This is a genomic window from Actinoplanes sp. OR16 (assembly GCF_004001265.1).
GTDB lineage: Bacteria > Actinomycetota > Actinomycetes > Mycobacteriales > Micromonosporaceae > Actinoplanes.
In genome coordinates this window covers 8506231-8525139 of record NZ_AP019371.1, presented here as the reverse complement: position 1 = coordinate 8525139, position 18909 = coordinate 8506231, and the positions used below count along the sequence as shown (strand labels likewise).

Genomic DNA, 18909 nt, shown 5'->3' with positions numbered 1-18909 from the left:
TCGATGCATGAGCACGCTTGGCTTCGTGGCGGACAGGGTGGTCGCATGAGCGTTCGACGGATTATGGGGACCGAAGTCGAATACGGCATTTCGGTGCCCGGGCAGCCCGGAGCCAACCCGATGGTGACCTCCTCTCAGGTCGTCAACGCCTACGGCGCCCGCCCCGAGCTCAACCGTGGCGGCCGGGCCCGCTGGGACTACGAGGAGGAGTCGCCGCTGCGCGACGCCCGCGGCTTCACGTACTCCGGCGCCGCCTACGACCCGGCCGAAGCCCTCGCCGACGAGGACCTCGGCCTGGCCAACGTGATACTGACCAACGGAGCACGCCTCTACGTCGACCACGCGCACCCGGAGTACTCCACACCCGAGTGCACGAACCCGCTCGACGTCGTGAAGTGGGACAAGGCCGGCGAGCGGGTGATGGCCGAGGCGTCCCGCCGTGCCGCCACGATCCCCGGCACCCACCGGATTCAGCTCTACAAGAACAACACCGACAACAAGGGCGCGTCGTACGGGTCCCACGAGAACTACCTGATGCGCCGGCAGACTCCGTTCGCCGACATCGTGGCGCACCTGACGCCGTTCTTCGTGACCCGGCAGATCTTCACCGGGGTCGGCCGCGTCGGCATCGGCCAGGACGGCACCGGCTCCGGCTTCCAGATCTCCTCGCGCGCCGACTTCTTCGAGGTCGAGGTCGGGCTGGAGACGACCCTCAAACGACCCATCATCAACACCCGGGACGAGCCGCACGCCGACGCCGACAAGTACCGGCGCCTGCACGTCATCATCGGCGACGCCAACCTGTCCGAGATCGCTTCGTACCTGAAGATGGGCACCACCTCGCTGGTGCTCAACATGATCGAGGAGAAGGTGTTCACCGGGGAGCTCGGCATCGCCGACCCGGTCAGCGAGCTGAAGGCCGTCAGTCACGATCCGACCTTGAAGCACCTGATGCGGCTGCGGGACGGGCGGCGGCTGACCGCGCTCGACCTCCAGTGGGCGTACTACGAGCGGGCCCGGGCGTTCGTCGACGAGCGCTACGGCCCGGACGCCGACGAGCAGACCACCGATGTGCTGGCTCGCTGGGAGGACGTGCTGACGAAGCTCGGCGGCTCGGACCTCCTGGACTTGTCGGACACGCTGGACTGGGTCGCCAAGCTGCGCCTGCTGGAGGGCTACCGGGAACGCGAGAACCTCGGCTGGAACTCGCCGAAGCTCCAGCTCGTCGACCTGCAGTACTCCGACGTGCGCCCGGAGAAGGGCCTCTATCACCGCCTGGTCGCCCGCGGGTCGATGAAGACCCTGCTCGACCCGGACGAGACGCAGCGCGCGATGTACGAGCCCCCGGAGGACACCCGGGCGTACTTCCGCGGCCGCTGCCTCGCCCAGTACGCCTCCGAGGTGGTCGCCGCCAGCTGGGACTCGGTCATCTTCGACGTCGGCCGGGAATCGCTGGTCCGGGTGCCGATGATGGAACCCGAGCGCGGGACCAGGAAGCATGTGGGCGCGCTCTTCGACACCTGCGAGAGCGCCAAGGACCTGCTCGAGGTGATCACCAGCCGGTGATGCGTTTTGTCACAGGGCCGAGGTAGGTTTTTCCCAACCCGATGTTGCAGGACTTCGGGTGGCTGAGAAGGGGGACATCCATGGCATCCCGAGATTCAGGTGGTCAGTCGCAGTCCGAGCGCGGGCGCAGCGGCGAAGAGGTCGAGGACGTCACCGTCGAGGCCAACCCTGAGGTAGCCGAGCGGCACGCGGAGATCACCGAGGACGTCGACGATCTGCTGGACGAAATCGACTCCGTCCTCGAAGAGAACGCCGAGGAATTCGTGAGGGGGTACGTCCAGAAGGGCGGCCAGTGAGTTAGCTGTCCGTTTCCGGCGGGGCGGTCGGGTCGGCTGGGAAACCTCCTGCGGTCGTTCCCGCAGGTCCCCAGTGGTGCCCTGATCGCGACGCGCTGAAGCCCTTGGCGGAGTTCGCGCGCACGAAAGCGCGCGACGACGGTTACCACACCTACGGCTTGGTCTGTCATAACGCTCGCGGCAAGGAGACCAAGGAACGGCTTCACGGCGGCTCCCGGGCGTACCACCTGCGGCGCCGGTACGGCATCGACGGGGCGTCCGCGCCATCTGTGGCGCGGACGACCCGCAACACGTAGATCACGATCATCGCACCGGACGGGTGCGCGGGATATCGTGCTTCAACTGCAACGGCGGTCTGGGGCAGTTCCGGGACGACCCGGTTCTCCTCGCCAATGCGATCACGTACCTGAAAGGAACCACGTGGCGACGGGCTTTGATCCATCCGGGCGTCTACCGGATTTCTTCACCAGCACGGGGACGTCCTCCTTCACGCAGTTCCTGAGTCAGGCCGCTCCGGAGATGTTGCCGGGGCGGCGGCCGCTTCCGCCCGGGCTCTCCGGTGACGTCGCGCCGCACGGCACCACGATCGTCGCGATCGCGACGGCCGACGGTGTGGTGATGGCGGGTGACCGGCGCGCCACGATGGGGAACCTGATCGCGAGCCGCGACATCAGGAAGGTCCACCCCGCTGACGCGTACTCGCTGATCGGCATCGCGGGCACGGCCGGCATCGGCATCGAGCTGATCCGGCTGTTCCAGGTGGAGCTGGAGCACTACGAGAAGATCGAGGGAGCGATGCTCTCCCTCGACGGTAAGGCGAACCGGCTGGCCGCGATGGTCCGCGGCAACCTGGGCGCGGCGATGCAGGGCCTCGCGGTCGTGCCGCTGTTCGCCGGGTTCGACCTGACGCCGGGCGACCCGAACCGGGCCGGGCGGATCTTCAGCTTCGATGTGGCCGGTGGTCTCTACGAGGAGACCGGCTACGAGGCGATCGGCTCCGGTTCGCTGTTCGCCAAGTCGGCGCTGAAGAAGCGGTACCGGGCGGGTGTCAGCACCGCGGACGCGATCGTCCTCGCGGTCGAGGCGCTCTACGACGCGGCCGACGACGACACCGCGACCGGCGGGCCGGACGTGACCCGCAAGATCTACCCGGTCGTGATGACGGCGACCGCGAACGGCACGCAGCGGCTGAGCGACGAAGAGATCACCACGGTGGCCGAGCGAGTCGTCCAGGGACGTATGGAGAACCCGGGCGGCTGATCCGCTCTTTTCGCGAAGTTAGGAGAAGCCAACCGTGGCCATGCAGTTCTACGCATCGCCCGAGCAGGTCCAGCGGGACCGCTCGGAGTACGCCCGCAAGGGCATCGCCCGCGGCCGGTCGGCCGTGGTGCTCACCTACGAGGGCGGCATCCTGCTGGTCGCCGAGAACATCACCACCCTGCGGAAGATCAGCGAGATCTACGACAAGATCGCGTTCGCTGCCGTCGGGCGGTACAACGAGTTCGAGAGCCTGCGCCGGGCCGGCGTGCGGATGGCCGACATGCTGGGCCTCAGCTACGACCGGCGGGACGTGACCGGCCGGGCGCTCGCGAACGCGTACACACAGACGCTCGGTGCGATCTTCTCGGAGACGCAGAAGCCCTACGAGGTGGAGATCTGTGTGGCGCAGGTCGGCGCCTCGCCCGAGGCCGACGAGCTGTACCGGGTGACGTACGACGGCTCGGTCATGGACGAGCCCGGTTTCATGGCGATGGGCGGCCAGGCCGAAGCCATCTCCAATGTGCTGCGTGAGCGGCACGACACCGCCGCCGACCTGCCGACCGCTCTGGCGCTCGCCGCCGAGGCGCTGGGCAGCGTGGGCGGGGAGAACGGCCAGACCCGCACCCTCGAGGCGAAGCAGCTGGAGGTGGCGGTCCTGGACCGCCGCCGCCAGGGCCGGGCGTTCCGCCGCATCGCGGACACGGCGCTGACGTCGCTGCTCGGCCACGAGACGGTCGCCGAGGCGGAGCTGGGTGACGTCGACGCGGCGCCGCCGGCCCCGGCCGAGGGCAAGCCGACCATCTCGGCGGCTTCGGCGGACACCGAGGTCACGCCGGAGGAGACGCCGGAGAGCTGACCTCTTCCAACGGCCGGGCGGGCCGCCCCCACGTGTGATCCGGTTCAGCGCCGGATCACTGGGGGCTGCCCGCCCGGCCGTTTTCGCGCGGCGGGGACTTCGCGGCACGGGAGCTTCCCGCGTACAAGGAAAGCGGGGTGTGCGCGGGAAAGAGCGAGTTGTGACTGCCGCTGAACCGTTTCTTGCGGCTAGTGTTCTGTCATGGAACGGCGAATTTTCGGCCTCGAGACCGAGTACGGAGTCACGTGCACCTATCGGGGGCAGCGGCGGCTGTCTCCGGACGAGGTGGCCCGCTACCTGTTCCGCCGAGTTGTCTCCTGGGGACGCAGCAGCAACGTGTTCCTCCGTAACGGCGCCCGCCTCTACCTCGATGTCGGTTCCCACCCTGAGTACGCGACCCCCGAGTGCGACTCCGTCACCGACCTGGTCGCGCACGACCGGGCCGGCGAGCGGATCCTCGAAGGCCTGCTCGTCGACGCGGAGAAGCGTCTGCACGACGAGGGCATCGCGGGGGAGATCTACCTCTTCAAGAACAACACCGACTCGGCCGGCAACTCCTACGGCTGCCACGAGAACTACCTGGTGTCCCGGCACGGCGAGTTCGGCCGGCTCGCCGACGTCCTGATCCCGTTCCTGGTCACCCGCCAGCTGATCTGCGGGGCGGGCAAGGTGCTGCAGACGCCGCGCGGTGCGGTCTTCTGCCTGTCGCAGCGTGCCGAGCACATCTGGGAGGGCGTCTCCAGCGCGACCACGCGCAGCCGCCCGATCATCAACACGCGCGACGAGCCGCACGCGGACGCCGAGCGGTACCGCCGCCTCCACGTGATCGTCGGCGACTCGAACATGAACGAGGTCACCACGCTGCTGAAAGTCGGCAGCGCGGACATCGTCCTGCGCATGATCGAGGCGGGCGTGGTGATGCGTGACCTGACCCTGGAGAACCCGATCCGGGCGATCCGCGAGGTCAGCCACGACGTCACCGGCCGCCGCAAGATCCGCCTGGCGAACAACAAGGAGGTGTCCGCGCTGGAGATCCAGCAGGAATACCTCGCCAAGGCCACCGAGTTCGTCGAGCGCCGCGGCGGCGACCCGGTCGCGAAGCGGGTCGTGGAGCTGTGGGGCCGCGTCCTGAACGCGATCGAGAGCGAGAACCTCGACCCGGTCGCCCGCGAGATCGACTGGGTCTCGAAGTACAAGCTGATCGAGCGCTACCAGGCGAAGCACGAGATCCCGATGTCGCACCCGCGGATCGCGCAGCTCGACCTGGCGTACCACGACGTGCGCCGGGGCCGCGGCCTCTACGCGCTCATGGAGAAGCGCAAGCAGGTCGACCGCATCGCCAACGACCTGCAGATCTACGAGGCGAAGGAGACGCCGCCGCAGACCACGCGGGCCCGGCTGCGCGGCGAGTTCATCAAGCACGCCCAGGAGAAGCGCCGCGACTTCACCGTCGACTGGGTGCATCTGAAGCTCAACGACCAGGCGCAGCGGACAGTGCTCTGCAAGGACCCGTTCCGCGCCTACGACGAGCGGGTGGAGCGCCTGATCGCCAGCATGTGATCGCGCCGGGATAGGCTGGTCGGGTTATGCCTGACCAGCCTTCCCCCGAAAAGCCCCAGCAGCCCGAGCGCAATGAGCACGAGGTGCGCTGGAACCGGATCGAGCGCCGCCGCGAGCGGATCTACCGCCAGATCCAGAAGGACCGCGCCGGCAATCACAAGATCCCGACATGGCTCTATACGACGGTCCTCGGCCTGTTGATCATCGGCTGGATCTATCTGATCGTCACGTCATAAGAGCTTCTCTCGCAGCGGGGTGGTGGGTGCTGACCGCCGCTCACGCCGAGGGCCCGGCACGGTTCGCTGCGCTCCCGCGCCGCGCGACCTGAGTGAGTGGTAGCGCCCCTTTTCTCTCAGTCCCGGATCGGGTTGGGTGGGGGTATGCCTGACATCATCGACGCTTCCATCTCGGACTATCTGCTCTCCCACTGCACGCCGGCGGACGACGTTCTGCGGGACCTGGCGGAGGAGACGTATGCGAAATATCCGGATGGCGACGCCGGAATGCAGATATCCCATGACGAAGGCGCTTTCCTGACGCTGCTGGTGCAGCTGACCGGAGTAGCGAACGCCGTCGAGATCGGGACGTTCACCGGTTATTCGTCGATCTGCATCGCCCGCGGGCTCCGGCCCGGCGGCCGCCTGCTGGCCTGCGACGTGTCCGACGAGTGGACGAGCATCGCCCGCACCTACTGGAAGCGGGCCGGCCTCGACGACCGGATCGAGTTGCGCCTGGCCCCGGCCCTCGACACGGTCCGCGCCCTGCCGCCCGACCCGGTGATCGACTTCGTGTTCCTGGACGCCGACAAGACGGGCTACCCCGCGTACTACGAGGAGATCGTCCCCCGTCTCCGCCCCGGCGGCCTCCTGGTGATCGACAACGTCCTCCGAGGCGGCGGCGTCCTCACACCACGCGACCCGTCGTCGCAGGCGGTGGCGACCCTCAACGACCGCATCGTCACCGACGACCGCGTCGACTCCGTGATGCTCCCGGTCCGCGACGGCGTGACCCTGGCCCGCCGCCGCTGACCCGGGCGACGGCCGCGAATGCGTCACCGCTGGTCACGGAGGGTGCCAGCGAATCGTGGATTCCCGAGGGTTCGTGGAGAGTCACGGGTGTTCCGGGCCCCACGGGTTTCCACCGATCGGTCGCTCCGTGACCGGACGTGACGCGGGCCGGCAAGTCGTTGGCATCCGCGGAAGGCCGCGCGATCGCCGGTGGCGCGGGCATGCGACGGCGGCAGGTGAGCGGCAGGAACAGCGAGGCGGCCAGGGGACGGCCGTCAGGGGACGGTGGTCAGGGGACGGCCGTCAGGGGAAGGCGGTCAGGGGAAGGCGGTAAGGGGACGGCGGTCAGGGGAGCAGGGATGCCGCGTGCCGGCCGGCCGCGGCTGCCGCCAGGAAGTAGGCGTGGTCCTGGTCCAGCTTGCGGCCCATCGTCGACAGCGGCACCGGCGACTCGCGCAGCGCGGCGTCCAGGCCGTCCACCGGCACGTGGATCACGGTGTGCCGGGAGGCGAGCGGTTCCAGCGTGGCCGCGACCACCTCGGCCAGGTGGGGGTCCAGGCCGTCGGGGACGATCAGGTCGGCTCGGGTCAGGGCGACTCTTCCGTACGCCGTGACGCTGTGGTGCGAGATCCCCCGATGCCGGTCCCGGCCGTCGGCGTCGGAGATGCGGAGGGAGCCGACGGCGTGGCCACCGAGGGCCGCGACTGCGTTGATCGCCTCGCCGAGCGCCACTCCGGAGAAGCCCCACGGGGTGCCGGTGCCGAGGTTGCCGGGTCCCTGGGCGACGATCGTGACGTCGGCGCGCAGCACGTGACGGGCCGCGAGCAGGCCGGTGTGCACGGTGCTCGCCTCCAGGTCGCCGCCGAAGGACTGGCCGGTGGTGACGGTGCCGGCCAGGTGGCCGCGGAGGCCGTCGAGGGTGCGGGAGAACCAGGCCGGGAGCGCGCCGCCGTCGGTCATCACGTAGGCCACCCGGGCCTGCGGGCGGTCGGCGTGGACGCCGGCCAGGATCGCCGGGAGGGCCGAGTGCAGGTCGGCGGTGACGACCGGCATGCCGTCCAGGGAGCCGGCGGCCTCCATGATCGCGCGGTGCGGGGAGGCTTCCTCGTCGACGCCGAGCAGGATCGGCTGCAGCGGGGTGTAGCGGGCTTTCACCAAGTGGCCGCTGTCGCGGGTGCTGCCGTCGGCGGGCGGGTCGGCGGGCAGCCGGTCGGGCAGGGCGACGACCAGGGCGTAGCCGCCGGTGCCGAGGCCCATCACCAGCGCGCCGACGTTGAGCAGGACACGGTCGCCGACGCCGGGGTCGCCGACCAGGGCCGGGTAGGCGAGCGCGCGCAGCGGGGCGCCGTCCACCTCGACGTCCAGTTCGAGCGCGCCCTGCCAGCTGCGCCGCACCGCAAGGACCGTCCCGGACCGCCACCGCACCATGACCGGAGACCCTACCGAGACGGCCGGACGTCGTTGCGTCCCGGCTCACCCCGGGTCGGGTCGAGAAAAACGTACGATATGCCGGGAAATCTCCCCCGCAGGCGCTTCTCCGCCTCGTCGGAGGCCGCCTCGATGACCGCGCCGGTGACCTCGTCGGCGAAGTCGACCTTGGCGGCGACCAGGATCTCGCCGGGGCCGAGCTGCATGGTGAACAGCATCGGGACGGCGGTGACCACCGGGATGCCGGCCAGGTCGGCGGCGATCTGGTTGTGCACCCGGCGCGGGACGGCCCGGCCGACCAGCAGGGTCACGTTGCTCTTCGCCAGCACGGTGGCGACCGCGAGCAGCAGCAGGCCGATCAGGATCGAGGCGGCGCCGTCCCAGAACGGCGAGCCGGTGATCTCGGCGAGGCCCAGCCCGGCGGCCGCGAGGACCAGGCCGATCAGGGCCGCCGAGTCCTCGAAGTAGACGGCCTTCACCGTGGTGTCCGGGGTGAGGCGCAGGAACCGGCGGGTGCTGACGTTCCAGCGGCTGGACTCGTTGCGTACCTGGCGGCGGGCTTTGAGGAAGGACGCGCCCTCGGCCAGGAAGGAGACGGCGAGGACGATGTACGACGCCAGGTACGGCCCGGCCTCCTCACCCTCGATGATCGTGTCGATGCCGTGGTAGATCGAGAACCCGGCGCCGCCGACGAACGTGAACAGGGCCGCGATGAACGCCCAGACCCAGCTCTCCTTGCCGTACCCGAACGGGTGTTCTTCGTCGGCGGGTTTGCTGCCGCGGCGCAGCGCCACGTAAAGGAAGACCTCGGTGACCGTGTCGGCCATCGAGTGCGCGGCCTCGGAGAGCATCGCGGCGGAGCCGGAGGTGAGGCCGGCCACCAGTTTCGCGGCGGCGATCGCCAGGTTGGCGGCGCCCGCCACGACGACGGTGCCGACACTCTCCGATTCTGATGATCCTGAGGGGTTTGCCACGATCGCCATCTTCCCCCGGCCGATGCGCGGATAACCGTCCGTGTGACGAGGCTGCTAGCGTTGCCTCTCGTGTCGCGCACTCGCACCGAGCGCCTGGTGAATCTGGTGATCTGTCTGCTGTCCACGCGCCGGTTCCTGACCGCCGCGCAGATCGCCGCGACCGTGCCCGGTTACGAGCACGACCCGGAGGATCCCCGCGACCACGAGGCGTTCCAGCGCAAGTTCGAGCGGGACAAGGCGGAGCTGCGGGAGCTGGGCGTCCCGCTGGAGACCGGCACGGCGAGCATCTTCGACCAGGAGCCCGGCTACCGCATCGCCCAGCGCGAATACGCTCTCCCCGACATCCTGCTGGCACCCGACGAGGCCGCCGCCGTCGGCATCGCCGCGCGGCTCTGGCAGCACGCCGGGCTGGCCGCCGCCGCGTCGTCCGGCCTGGCGAAACTGAGAGCCGCCGGCGTCGAGGTGGACCCGCAGGCCACCCTGGGCGTGGAGCCGGTGGTCACCGTCGACCCGGCGTTCGGCCCGCTCACCGCGGCGGCCCGGCAGCGCCGCGCGGTCACCTTCAAATATCGGGTGCCGGAGGGCGACGAGCCGGTGACCCGCCGCCTGGAGCCGTGGGGCGTGGTCTGCTGGCGCGGCCGGTGGTACGTGGTGGGTCACGACCGGGACCGGGACGCCGCCCGCTGCTTCCGGCTGTCCCGCATCGTCGGCGACGTGAAGCCGGCCGGCCGGCCCGACGCGTTCACCCCGCCCGAGGACCGCGACCTGATCAGCCACGTGGCCCGCTCGACCGGCCCGATCGCGCGCAACGGCCGGGCCATCGTCACCGTGAAACCGGGGAAGGCGGCGGGTCTGCGGCGGATGGCCAGCGAGTCGGTCGCGCTTCCCGAGGGGGACCGGCTCACCATCGCGTACGGCGACGTCGAGTGGCTGGCCGCGCGCCTCGCCGGCTACGGACCGGACGTGAAGGCCGAGGGCCCGCCGGAGCTCCGGGACGCCGTGATCCAGAACCTGAAGGAGCTGGCGGCGCCGTGAGCCTGAAGGGCACCAGCAACGCCTCGGCCGACCGGCTGGGCCGGCTGCTCAACCTCGTGCCGTACCTCCTGGCCCGGCCCGGGATCCGGGTCGCCGAGGCGGCCGGCGACCTGGGCGTCACCGAGAAGCAGCTGCGCGAGGACCTGGAGTTGCTCTGGGTCTGCGGCCTGCCCGGGTACGGCCCCGGCGACCTCATCGACATGGCGTTCGACGGCGACCGGGTGACGATCAGCCACGACGCCGGCATCGACAAGCCGCTGCGCCTCAACCAGGACGAGGCGCTCGCCCTGGTGGTGGCGCTGCGGATGCTCGCCGAGACGCCCGGCATCGGCACCCGGGACGCCATCGAGCGGGCCCTCGCCAAGATCGAGAGCGCGGCCGGCGACCTGGCCGACGCGCCGGTCACGGTCCGGCTGCCGGCGAACCAGAAGAAGCTGGAGGCGGTGCGCGCCGCCGTCGACTCGGGGCACGCGCTGCGGCTCACCTACTACACGGCGGCCCGGGACGAGACGACCGAGCGGACCGTCGACCCGATGCGGATGCTGATGGTGGGCGGCACGGCGTACCTGGAGGCGTGGTGCCGCCGGGCCGAGGGCACCCGGATGTTCCGGGTGGACCGGATCGACGCGTTCACCGAGCTGGCCGAGCCGGCCGCGCCGCCGGTCGAGGCGGTGCCGCAGGACGTGAGCGGCGGTGTCTTCAAACCCGGCCCGGACCTTCCGCTGATCACGCTGCGGGTCGGCCGGGGCAGCCGGTGGATCACCGAGTACTACCCGGTCGAGCAGGTCCAGAAGGACGGCGCCGAGTGGCTGGTCACCATGCGGGTCACCGATCTGGGCTGGGCGCAGCGGCTGCTCGCCGGCCTGGGCCGCGACGTCACGGTGCTCGGCCCACCCGAACTGATCGAGCGAATCCGCGCACAGGCCGGCACCGCCCTGGACCAATATGCCTGAGCTGGCCGGCTCCGCTGCGCTCCGCGGCGATTGCCTGGTAACCGGTGAGATGGCAGGCGGTTTTCCGCCACCGCAAACCCCGCGGCGTCGAAAAACCGCGTGCCATCTCACCGGCGGCAATCGCGGCATGGGTAGGGTTGCCCCGTGCTGATGTGGGTCTGGATCGCCGTGGGTGCGATCGCGCTGATCGTCCTGGGAACGGCTGCCGCGCGCCTGCTGGGCCGGCTGCCCGAGTTGCGCCGGGCGGTGGTGAAGCTGCAGCGCCGGCAGCAGGAGGCGATGGCCCTGCAGGCCGCCGCCGAGGAGTTGCAGCAGACGGTGCTCGCCACCCAGCAGCGCGCCGAGCGTGCCAATGAGTCGATCACGCAGATCAAGGCGAACCTGGGACGCTGATCAGGGGCAGTTCCGTCCCCGTTGTCCGAGACTTAGCAGAATCTTGGGAATCCCAGGGCATCCGGAAAGCGATATCCCTGGAATCCACACGTACGATGGACCCCGCAACCTGATCCGACCGACTGGAGTCATTCCATGGGCGCCCTCAAGCCATGGCACATCATCGTTCTCGTCGTCGTGCTCGTGCTGCTCTTCGGCGCGAAGCGACTGCCGGACGCCGCGCGTTCCCTCGGGCGCTCGCTGCGGATCATCAAGGCCGAGACCAAGGGCCTCGTCGATGACGACAACACCGTCGCGGAGAAGGCGGAGCCGCAGCACAGCCGCACCCCGCTGCAGGGCGAGGTTCAGCAGCCCTACCAGCAGCAGCCCGGCTACCAGCAGGCGCCGCCGCCGCAGGGTTACCAGCAGCCGCAGCCGCAGCCGCAGCCGGGTTACCAGCCCCCGCAGGGCTACACCGACCCGGTGCAGCGCACCAACGACCGCTGATCCGGACCGATGGCACTGAGCCTGCGCCGGAAGCCGAAGAAGCCGACTAAGTTCCAGCAGGCCGCCGAAGGCTCGATGACGCTCATCGAGCACGTCCGGGAGCTGCGCAACCGGTTGTTCATCGCCTCGCTGGGACTCGTCGTCGGCCTGATCGTCGGCTTCATCATCTCCCAGTGGGTCTTCGACATCCTCGAGGGTCCCTACTGCGCCCTCCCGTCGTCGTGGATCGACGGGCAGTGCCGCTTCCTGGTGCTGGGCGCGACCGACCAGCTGGTCCTGCGCCTGAAGATCGCGCTGTGGGTCGGCATCATCATCGGTTCGCCGGTCTGGCTCTACCAGCTCTGGGCGTTCGTCGCGCCCGGGCTGCACCGCCACGAGCGCAAGTGGGCGTACGTCTTCGTCGCCATCGCCGCGCCGCTGTTCATGCTCGGCGCCGTGCTGGCCTACTTCGTGGTCAAGCACAGCCTGTCGTTCATCATGGAAGCCGGTGTCATCGGCGAGTCCACCCAACTCGAGGTGACGGCGTACGTCGGCTTCGTGATGAACATGATCCTGCTCTTCGGGGCGGCGTTCGAGTTCCCGTTGCTGCTGCTCATGCTCAACTTCACCGGCGTGGTCTCGGCCCGGCGGCTGCTGAGCTGGTGGCGGGCAGTGGTGTTCCTGTCGTTCGCGTTCGCCGCGATCGCCACCCCCGACCCGGGGCCGTTCGGGATGACACTGCTGGCGGCGTGCATCTCGCTGCTCTACTTCATCGCGGTCGGTGTCGCGTTCATCAACGACAGGCGCAAGGGCCGGGGCAAGGAGCTCTACGAGGGCCTCGACGACGACGCGATCTCGCCGCTCGCCGAGGAGAGGGTGCCGGTCGGCGCCTCCGACCCGGTCGAGGCGCCCACGGCGATCGGATCGCCGGCGCCGGTCGAGAAGCCGGCGCCGCTGGAGCGCCGTTTCGACGACATGACCTAGTCATATAGCGTCTGCCGCCATGAGTGCGGACTTCATCGCGGTGCTGGCCAACCCCTCTGCGGGGCGCGGCCGGCACCGCGGTCTGCTTCCGGGGGTCGTCGAGGCCTTGGGCGTCGCGGGACGGCCAGTGCGGATCTTGGAGGCGGGCAGCGGCGCGGAGGCCGAGCTCGCCTGCCATCGGGCCGTCGGTGAGGGCGCTGCGGCGCTGGTCGCGGTCGGCGGCGACGGGACCGTGCACCGGGCGTTGCAGGCGATCGCGGGCACCGAGGTGGGCTTCGGGGTCGTCCCGGCCGGAACGGGGAACGACTTCGCCAGTGCTTCCGGCGTACCCCTGCACGCTCTGAAGGCCGCGGAGGCGATCGGGCTGGCGCTGCGCGACCAGCGTGCCCAGCACCTGGATCTGGCCCTGACCCGGACCGATCGGGGCGACCGGCGATGGTTCTGCGCGGTGCTCGCCGCCGGATTCGACGCCCTCGTCAACGAGCGCGCCAACCGGATGCGCCGGCCGCGCGGACCCCGCCGGTACGACCTGGCGATCGTCCTGGAGCTGGCCCGGCTGCGGGCCCGGGAGTACGTGCTGCACGCCGACGGGATCGAGCACCGATTCCCCGCGGAGATCGTCGCGGTCGGCAACTGCGCGAGCTACGGCGGCGGCATGCGGATCCTGCCGGACGCCGACCCCGCCGACGGACTGCTCGACGTGATCTACGCGGCGCCGCTCGGCCGGACCGGCCTCACCCGGCTCAAACCCCGGCTGCGGCACGGCACGCACGTCACCGATCCCCGGGTGACGGTGCTGCGGGCCCGGCGGGTGCGGATCGAGGCAGAGGGCATCATCGGGTACGCCGACGGCGAGCGGCTGGGACCGTTACCGCTGGAGATCGACTGTGTTCCGGGTGCGGTCCGGTTGCTGCGCTGAAGTTTTCCGGTATCCGGCCGAAGGGTGAGGGCATGACGAACCCGATCGGCAGCAAGGCGGCGTCGGTCCTCGGCAGCGCCCGGCAGACCCTCAAGCAGATGGCGGAGGCCGCGGCCAAGCCGCCCGAGGAGAAGGCCGCTTCCCCGGAGACCCCGCCTCACGTGAAGAGCCGGCAGGGCCGGACCTTGGATCGGTACGCCTAGACGCAGCCGGCCAGCGCCAGCGTGGCGCCGAGGCCGTTGGAGCGGCCGGCGTCGGCGGACGGCAGCACCAGCACGGCACAGCCCGCGTTCACCGCGCCCGCGTCGGCCGGGGTGTCGCCGACCATCAGCGTGCGCTCCGGATCGGCGCCGAGCATCCCGCAGGCGCGCAGGAAGATCGCCGGGTCGGGTTTGGTCCGGCCGACCTCGTAGCTGAGCACGAACGCGTCGACGAGCGTGTCGAGGCCCCAGGACGCGAAGTGCGGGCGGATGTCGAAGCCGACGTTGCTCACCACGCCGATCTTGATGCCGGCGTCGTGCAGCTTGCGCAGCGTCGGCTCGGTGTCGGGGTAGGGCAGCCAGCCGTCCGGCCGCAGCAGACGGTCGTAGAGGGCGTCGGCGAGGCCCTCGACATCGGTGTTCACCGTGGACGCCAGGCCGGTGTACGCGGCCCGGTGACTGTGCTCGTAGAGATCACGGTCGGCCCAGTGCTCGGCCAGCTGCGGTGGAACCCGATGTGGCAGCGGCCCACCGGCGCGCCCGGCGGTCGTCAGCCGGTCGGCCAGGATCGTCGCCTTGCCGCGGTCGAGCTCGCGCCCGCAGGCGGCCGCCGCCGCGATCACCCAGGTCAGAGGGTCTTCGACCTGGGCCAGCGTGCCGTGGAAGTCGAAGAGGACGGCTTCGACCTGCCGCACGGTATGAGGAGGGTGAGTGGCATCCGGCACGTGGTGCACGATACCGATGCCCCGGAACCGGCCTCCGGGGGCCACTACCGGCACGCGAATACCGTGCTGCGTTTTGTCATACGAACGAACTAGCCTTGTGGTCATGACTAGTCCCGCCGAGCGGTATGCGGCTTCCCAGAGGCGGGCGGCGCGGGTCGCCGAGTTCCCGGCGCTCGAGGATTTCATGGTCGACGTCGGCTTCGACCTGGACGACTTCCAGCGTGCGGCCTGCGAGGTCCTGGAGCGGGGCAACGGTGTGCTGGTCTGCGCCCCGACCGGCGCCGGCAAGACCGTCGTCGGCGAGTTCGCGGTGCACCTCGCCCTGCGCTCGGGGGAGCGCAAGTGCTTCTACACGACACCGATCAAGGCGCTCTCCAACCAGAAGTACAACGACCTCGTCCAGCGTTACGGCGCCGACAAGGTCGGCCTGCTCACCGGCGACAACGCGATCAACGGCGACGCTCCCGTGGTGGTGATGACCACCGAGGTGCTGCGCAACATGCTCTACTCCGGCGCCGCCGCCCTGCGCAACCTGGCCTACGTGGTGATGGACGAGGTGCACTACCTCGCCGACCGGTTCCGCGGCGCGGTCTGGGAAGAGGTGATCATCCACCTGCCGTCGTCGGTCACCCTGGTCTCGCTCTCCGCGACGGTCAGCAACTACGAGGAGTTCGCCGACTGGCTGGTCACCGTCCGGGGCGAGACCGAGGTGGTGGTGAGCGAGCACCGGCCGGTGCCGCTCTGGCAGCACATGCTCGTCGGCCGCCGGATGTTCGACCTGTTCCACGACGCCGACGCGGCGAAGAAGCACGACGTCCACCCCGAGCTGCTGCGCTACACCCGCGAGATGGACCGCCGCCTGGAGATGACCGACCGCGGCACCTCCGGCTTCAACGGGCGCGGCGGGCGGTCCCGGCGCTGGCAGCCGCCACCCCGCGCCGAGGTGATCGACCGGCTGGAGCGGTCCGGGCTGCTGCCGGCGATCCTGTTCATCTTCAGCCGCGCGGCCTGCGACGCGGCGGTGCAGCAGTGCCTGGCGGCCGGGCTGCGGCTCACCGACCCCGAGGAGCGCGCCGCGATCCGCGCCATCGCCCAGGCGAAGGTGGCGAGCATCCCCGCCGAGGACCTGTCGGTCCTGGGCTACTGGGAGTGGCTCGACGGCCTGGAGCGCGGTGTGGCGGCCCACCACGCCGGCATGCTCCCCGCCTTCAAGGAGGCGGTCGAGGAGTGCTTCGTCCGTGGCCTGGTCAAGGCGGTCTTCGCGACCGAGACGCTGGCGCTCGGCATCAACATGCCGGCCCGCTGCGTCGTCCTGGAGCGGCTCGTCAAGTTCAACGGCGAGGCGCACGTCGACCTCACCCCCGGGGAGTACACACAGCTCACCGGCCGGGCCGGCCGCCGTGGCATCGACGTCGAGGGCCACGCCGTGGTGCTCTGGAGCCCCGACGTCGACCCCCGGCACGTGGCCGGGCTGGCCAGCACGCGGACCTACCCGCTGCGCTCGTCCTTCCGCCCGTCCTACAACATGGCCGTCAACCTGGTCGGCTCGGTCGGCGCCGAGCGGTCCCGCGCGCTGCTCGAGTCGTCGTTCGCGCAGTTCCAGGCCGACCGGTCGGTGGTCGGGCTGGCCCGGCAGGTGCAGCGCAACGAGGAGACCATGCAGACGTACTCGGAGGACGCCGCCTGCCACCACGGCGACTTCGAGGAATACTTCGGCCTGCGGGTCGCCATCGCGGACCGGGAGAAATCGCTCTCCCGGCAGGGCGTGCAGCAGCGCCGCTCGGCCGCCGTCGCCTCGCTGGAGAAACTGCGGATCGGCGAGGTGATCCGGGTGCCGCAGGGCCGGCGGGCCGGTCTCGCGGTGGTGCTGGAGCCGGCGACCAGCGGGTTCGGCGAGCCGCGGCCGCTGGTGCTCACGCAGGACCGGTGGGCGGGCCGGGTGAGCCCCGGTGACTTCGGGGGCGAGGTCGAGGTCCTGGCGCGGGTCCGCGTACCGAAGAATTTCAATCACCGCTCCCCGGCGGCGCGCCGCGACCTGGCCGCGCAGGTGAGCGCGACCGGTCTCGACCGGCATCCGGACCGGCGCCGGCGCGGCCGTCAGGCGCCCGGCGAGGACGCCGAGATCGCCCTGCTCAAGGTGCGGATGCGCCAGCACCCGTGCCACGCCTGCCCGGAGCGGGAGGACCACGCCCGCTGGGCCGAGCGGCGGCACCGGCTGCAGCGCGACACCCAGACGCTGCGCGACAAGGTGGCCGGGCGCACCGGTTCGCTGGCGCGCACGTTCGACCAGGTCTGCGCGGTGCTGACGACCCGCGGCTACCTCAGCGCCGACGGCGAGGTCTCCGACGCCGGCCGGATGCTGGGGCGGATCTGGTCCGAGGCCGATCTGCTGGTCGCCGAGTGCCTGCGCCAGGGCGTCTGGGACGGCCTGGCGCCGGATGAGCTGGCCGCCGCGGTGTCGATGGTGCTCTACGAGTCCCGCCGCGAGGGCGAGGACCGCGCGTCGGTGCCGAAGGGCGCGATCACCGCGGCCGTGGACGCCTGCGCCAAGCTGTGGGGCGAGATCGCCGCCGACGAGGCGGAGTTCGGCCTGTCGCTGACCCGCGAGCCCGACCCCGGCTTCGTCTGGCCGATGTTCCGCTGGGCCCGCGGCGAGCCGCTCGCCAAGGTGCTGGCGAGCGGCCATCAGTACGACGCGGACATGCCCGCCGGCGACTTCGTGCGCTGGGCGCGGCAGGTGCTCGACCTGCTCGGCCAGATCAAGGAGGCCGAGTCGGCGTCGCCCAGCGTCAAGGCGACCGCGCGCAAGGCGATCACGGCCGTGAACAGGGGAGTTCTGGCCATGCAGCGAGGGATTTGATCGCGATCCTGCGGGTAAGACTCGATCAAGGCCGTTGTCGGCCGGATCGGTCAGGCAGCCGGTGTCCCCGTCTCCGGGGCCCGGCTGCTGCCCGTCGGTGTCGCGGATGGTGAATCCCCGTTGACGCTGTCTTCCGGATAAACCAAGAATTGCGGCGGCGGTATTGACATAGCTGATTGCAATTTGCCGGGAGAGAGGCATATGGGGGCGGGCTCTCCGCATCTGATCGGTTGGTCGGGCGACGCCCTGCCCGACTCGGTCCTGGCCGTGATCGACGCCGACAGTGCGGTCATCGAGTTCTCGGTGTGGGGCCAGTGGGACCGGGCACTGTCCACGCAGGCCCGCCTGGTGCTGGACAAGTGCCTCGCCGAGCACCCCACCGGGATGATCGTGGATCTGCACGAGCTGAGCGACCCGCACGCCGTGAGCGCCCCGCTCTGGCTGACGGCCTGCGCGCAGGGCGCCGCGATGCAGCCGCCGGTCGCCGTGGCGGTCTGCGCGAAGGCGAGCACGCCACTGGCCCGCCGGCTGCGGCGGCTGGGCGCGCGGGACTGGCTGGTGCTCTACGCGACGGTGGCCCAGGCCCGGGCCGCGCTGGCCGGCCGCCGTCCTCTCGCCGACCGGATGCACCTGGCGCTGCCCCCGGACCCGGCCGCCGCGATGCTGGCCCGGGCGCTGGTCAACGACGCCTGCCGGCAGTGGGACGTCCAGCACCTCTGCCAGCGGGCCCGGTTGATCATCTCGGAGCTGGTGGTGAACGCGGCCGAGCACGCCGCCGGTGACATCGAGGTGATCGTGTCGATGCGCGGTGAGGGCGCCGGGGCGGCCCTGCACCTGGCCGTCTACGACGGCGACGTGATCCTGCCCCAGGTGCGCGATCCGATCCCCGGGCCGCTCGGGCCGTCGCTGACCGACCGCGGACTCGGCCTGCGGATCGTCAGCGCCGCCGCGTCGGCGTGGGGCGCGCTGCCGGCCCGCAGCGGCAAACTGGTCTGGGCGATCGTCCGGGGCCGGCCCGAGGAGCCGTCGTGACGCCCGGCGTTCTTCTCTTCGCGGTGTCCGGTGTTCGTCTGCCGGGAGTGTCGTCGTGACGCCCGGCACGCGGATCGCCGGCTCGCGGGACGGCGACCGGCTGCTGATCACGTTGCAGGGCAGCCTGGACGCGATGTCGGCGACCGCCCTGCAGACCCAGCTCTACGACCTCACGCAGGTGCACGACCTGCTCGGACTGGGGATGCCGGTGCGGCACATCCACATCGACCTGGCAGGGGTGGACTTCTGCGACGCTGCCGGGCTGCGGATGCTGGTGGCGGCCCGCCGGGTGGCGGAGGCCCGGCAGGCGACGTGCCATCTGCACGACTGCCAGCCGCACCTGCGGTGGTTGCTGCGTGCGACGCGGGCCGCCGATCTCTTCCACCTGCACTGATC

Annotated in this window: 21 protein-coding genes; 18 read left to right on the top strand and 3 right to left on the bottom strand. The window is 70.7% G+C overall.

Going from position 1 to position 18909, the window contains the following annotated elements; all coding sequences use genetic code 11:
* The first annotated feature begins 45 nt into the window (after positions 1-45).
* The 8 genes from dop (at position 46) to EP757_RS39245 (ending at position 6566) form a co-directional block, all read left to right on the top strand.
* Positions 46-1566: a depupylase/deamidase Dop gene (gene dop, locus EP757_RS39280; RefSeq protein ID WP_127553396.1), complete on the top strand. Its 1521-nt coding sequence runs from the start codon at positions 46-48 to the stop codon at positions 1564-1566.
* 80 nt (positions 1567-1646) lie between these two features.
* Positions 1647-1862, top strand: a complete 216-nt coding sequence (locus EP757_RS39275) for a ubiquitin-like protein Pup (RefSeq protein WP_127553395.1) — start codon at positions 1647-1649, stop codon at positions 1860-1862.
* 265 nt (positions 1863-2127) lie between these two features.
* Positions 2128-2364: an endonuclease domain-containing protein gene (locus EP757_RS44380; RefSeq protein ID WP_232050754.1), complete on the top strand. Its 237-nt coding sequence runs from the start codon at positions 2128-2130 to the stop codon at positions 2362-2364.
* Positions 2283-3122 (top strand): proteasome subunit beta, encoded by an 840-nt coding sequence (prcB, locus tag EP757_RS39265; RefSeq protein ID WP_127553394.1) that lies wholly within the window; start codon positions 2283-2285, stop codon positions 3120-3122. Before EP757_RS44380 ends, prcB begins: the two co-directional genes overlap by 82 nt.
* Positions 3123-3156: 34 nt before the next feature.
* Positions 3157-3978, top strand: coding sequence for a proteasome subunit alpha (gene prcA / locus EP757_RS39260; protein WP_127553393.1), 822 nt, complete (start codon positions 3157-3159; stop codon positions 3976-3978).
* 201 nt (positions 3979-4179) lie between these two features.
* On the top strand, positions 4180-5538 hold the full coding sequence (pafA, locus tag EP757_RS39255; RefSeq protein WP_127553392.1) for a Pup--protein ligase: 1359 nt from the start codon (positions 4180-4182) through the stop codon (positions 5536-5538).
* A gap of 26 nt (positions 5539-5564) precedes the next feature.
* Positions 5565-5774, top strand: coding sequence for a hypothetical protein (locus EP757_RS39250; protein WP_127553391.1), 210 nt, complete (start codon positions 5565-5567; stop codon positions 5772-5774).
* A 144-nt stretch (positions 5775-5918) separates the two neighbouring features.
* Positions 5919-6566 carry an O-methyltransferase gene (locus EP757_RS39245; protein ID WP_127553390.1) on the top strand — a complete coding sequence of 216 codons (648 nt, stop codon included), beginning with the start codon at positions 5919-5921 and terminating at the stop codon, positions 6564-6566.
* A 324-nt stretch (positions 6567-6890) separates the two neighbouring features.
* Here EP757_RS39245 and EP757_RS39240 read toward each other — a convergent pair whose 3' ends face one another.
* Positions 6891-7973, bottom strand: coding sequence for a DUF3866 family protein (locus tag EP757_RS39240; RefSeq protein WP_127553389.1), 1083 nt, complete (start codon positions 7971-7973; stop codon positions 6891-6893).
* Between the two features lie 11 nt (positions 7974-7984).
* The gene (locus EP757_RS39235) at positions 7985-8947 is read right to left on the bottom strand and encodes a cation diffusion facilitator family transporter (RefSeq protein ID WP_232050241.1); all 963 of its coding nucleotides are present in this window, start codon (positions 8945-8947) and stop codon (positions 7985-7987) included.
* A 69-nt stretch (positions 8948-9016) separates the two neighbouring features.
* Between EP757_RS39235 and EP757_RS39230 the strand changes: the two genes are divergently transcribed.
* The 7 genes from EP757_RS39230 to EP757_RS43115 all read left to right on the top strand — a co-directional run bounded on the left by EP757_RS39230 (position 9017) and on the right by EP757_RS43115 (position 13899).
* On the top strand, positions 9017-9982 hold the full coding sequence (locus EP757_RS39230) for a YafY family protein (RefSeq protein WP_127553387.1): 966 nt from the start codon (positions 9017-9019) through the stop codon (positions 9980-9982).
* Positions 9979-10935, top strand: a complete 957-nt coding sequence (locus EP757_RS39225) for a YafY family protein (protein WP_127553386.1) — start codon at positions 9979-9981, stop codon at positions 10933-10935. Before EP757_RS39230 ends, EP757_RS39225 begins: the two co-directional genes overlap by 4 nt.
* A 150-nt stretch (positions 10936-11085) precedes the next feature.
* Positions 11086-11328, top strand: a complete 243-nt coding sequence (locus tag EP757_RS39220; RefSeq protein ID WP_174262576.1) for a hypothetical protein — start codon at positions 11086-11088, stop codon at positions 11326-11328.
* Between the two features lie 135 nt (positions 11329-11463).
* Positions 11464-11814 (top strand): Sec-independent protein translocase subunit TatA, encoded by a 351-nt coding sequence (gene tatA / locus EP757_RS39215; RefSeq protein WP_127553384.1) that lies wholly within the window; start codon positions 11464-11466, stop codon positions 11812-11814.
* Positions 11815-11823: 9 nt separating this feature from the next.
* Positions 11824-12777: a twin-arginine translocase subunit TatC gene (tatC, locus tag EP757_RS39210; protein WP_127553383.1), complete on the top strand. Its 954-nt coding sequence runs from the start codon at positions 11824-11826 to the stop codon at positions 12775-12777.
* 19 nt (positions 12778-12796) lie between these two features.
* On the top strand, positions 12797-13696 hold the full coding sequence (locus EP757_RS39205) for a diacylglycerol kinase family protein (protein WP_127553382.1): 900 nt from the start codon (positions 12797-12799) through the stop codon (positions 13694-13696).
* A 32-nt stretch (positions 13697-13728) separates the two neighbouring features.
* Positions 13729-13899 (top strand): hypothetical protein, encoded by a 171-nt coding sequence (locus EP757_RS43115; protein ID WP_160166012.1) that lies wholly within the window; start codon positions 13729-13731, stop codon positions 13897-13899.
* Here the strand turns inward: EP757_RS43115 and EP757_RS39200 are convergent.
* Positions 13896-14630 (bottom strand): HAD family hydrolase, encoded by a 735-nt coding sequence (locus tag EP757_RS39200; RefSeq protein WP_370457884.1) that lies wholly within the window; start codon positions 14628-14630, stop codon positions 13896-13898. The genes EP757_RS43115 and EP757_RS39200 overlap by 4 nt on opposite strands.
* Before the next feature lie 94 nt (positions 14631-14724).
* Between EP757_RS39200 and EP757_RS39195 the strand changes: the two genes are divergently transcribed.
* From EP757_RS39195 to EP757_RS39185, 3 genes are all read left to right on the top strand, one after another.
* Positions 14725-17481, top strand: coding sequence for an RNA helicase (locus EP757_RS39195; RefSeq protein ID WP_127553381.1), 2757 nt, complete (start codon positions 14725-14727; stop codon positions 17479-17481).
* Positions 17482-17682: 201 nt separating this feature from the next.
* Positions 17683-18513 (top strand): ATP-binding protein, encoded by an 831-nt coding sequence (locus tag EP757_RS39190; RefSeq protein ID WP_127553380.1) that lies wholly within the window; start codon positions 17683-17685, stop codon positions 18511-18513.
* A 55-nt stretch (positions 18514-18568) separates the two neighbouring features.
* On the top strand, positions 18569-18907 hold the full coding sequence (locus tag EP757_RS39185; protein WP_127553379.1) for an STAS domain-containing protein: 339 nt from the start codon (positions 18569-18571) through the stop codon (positions 18905-18907).
* Positions 18908-18909: the final 2 nt, after the last annotated feature.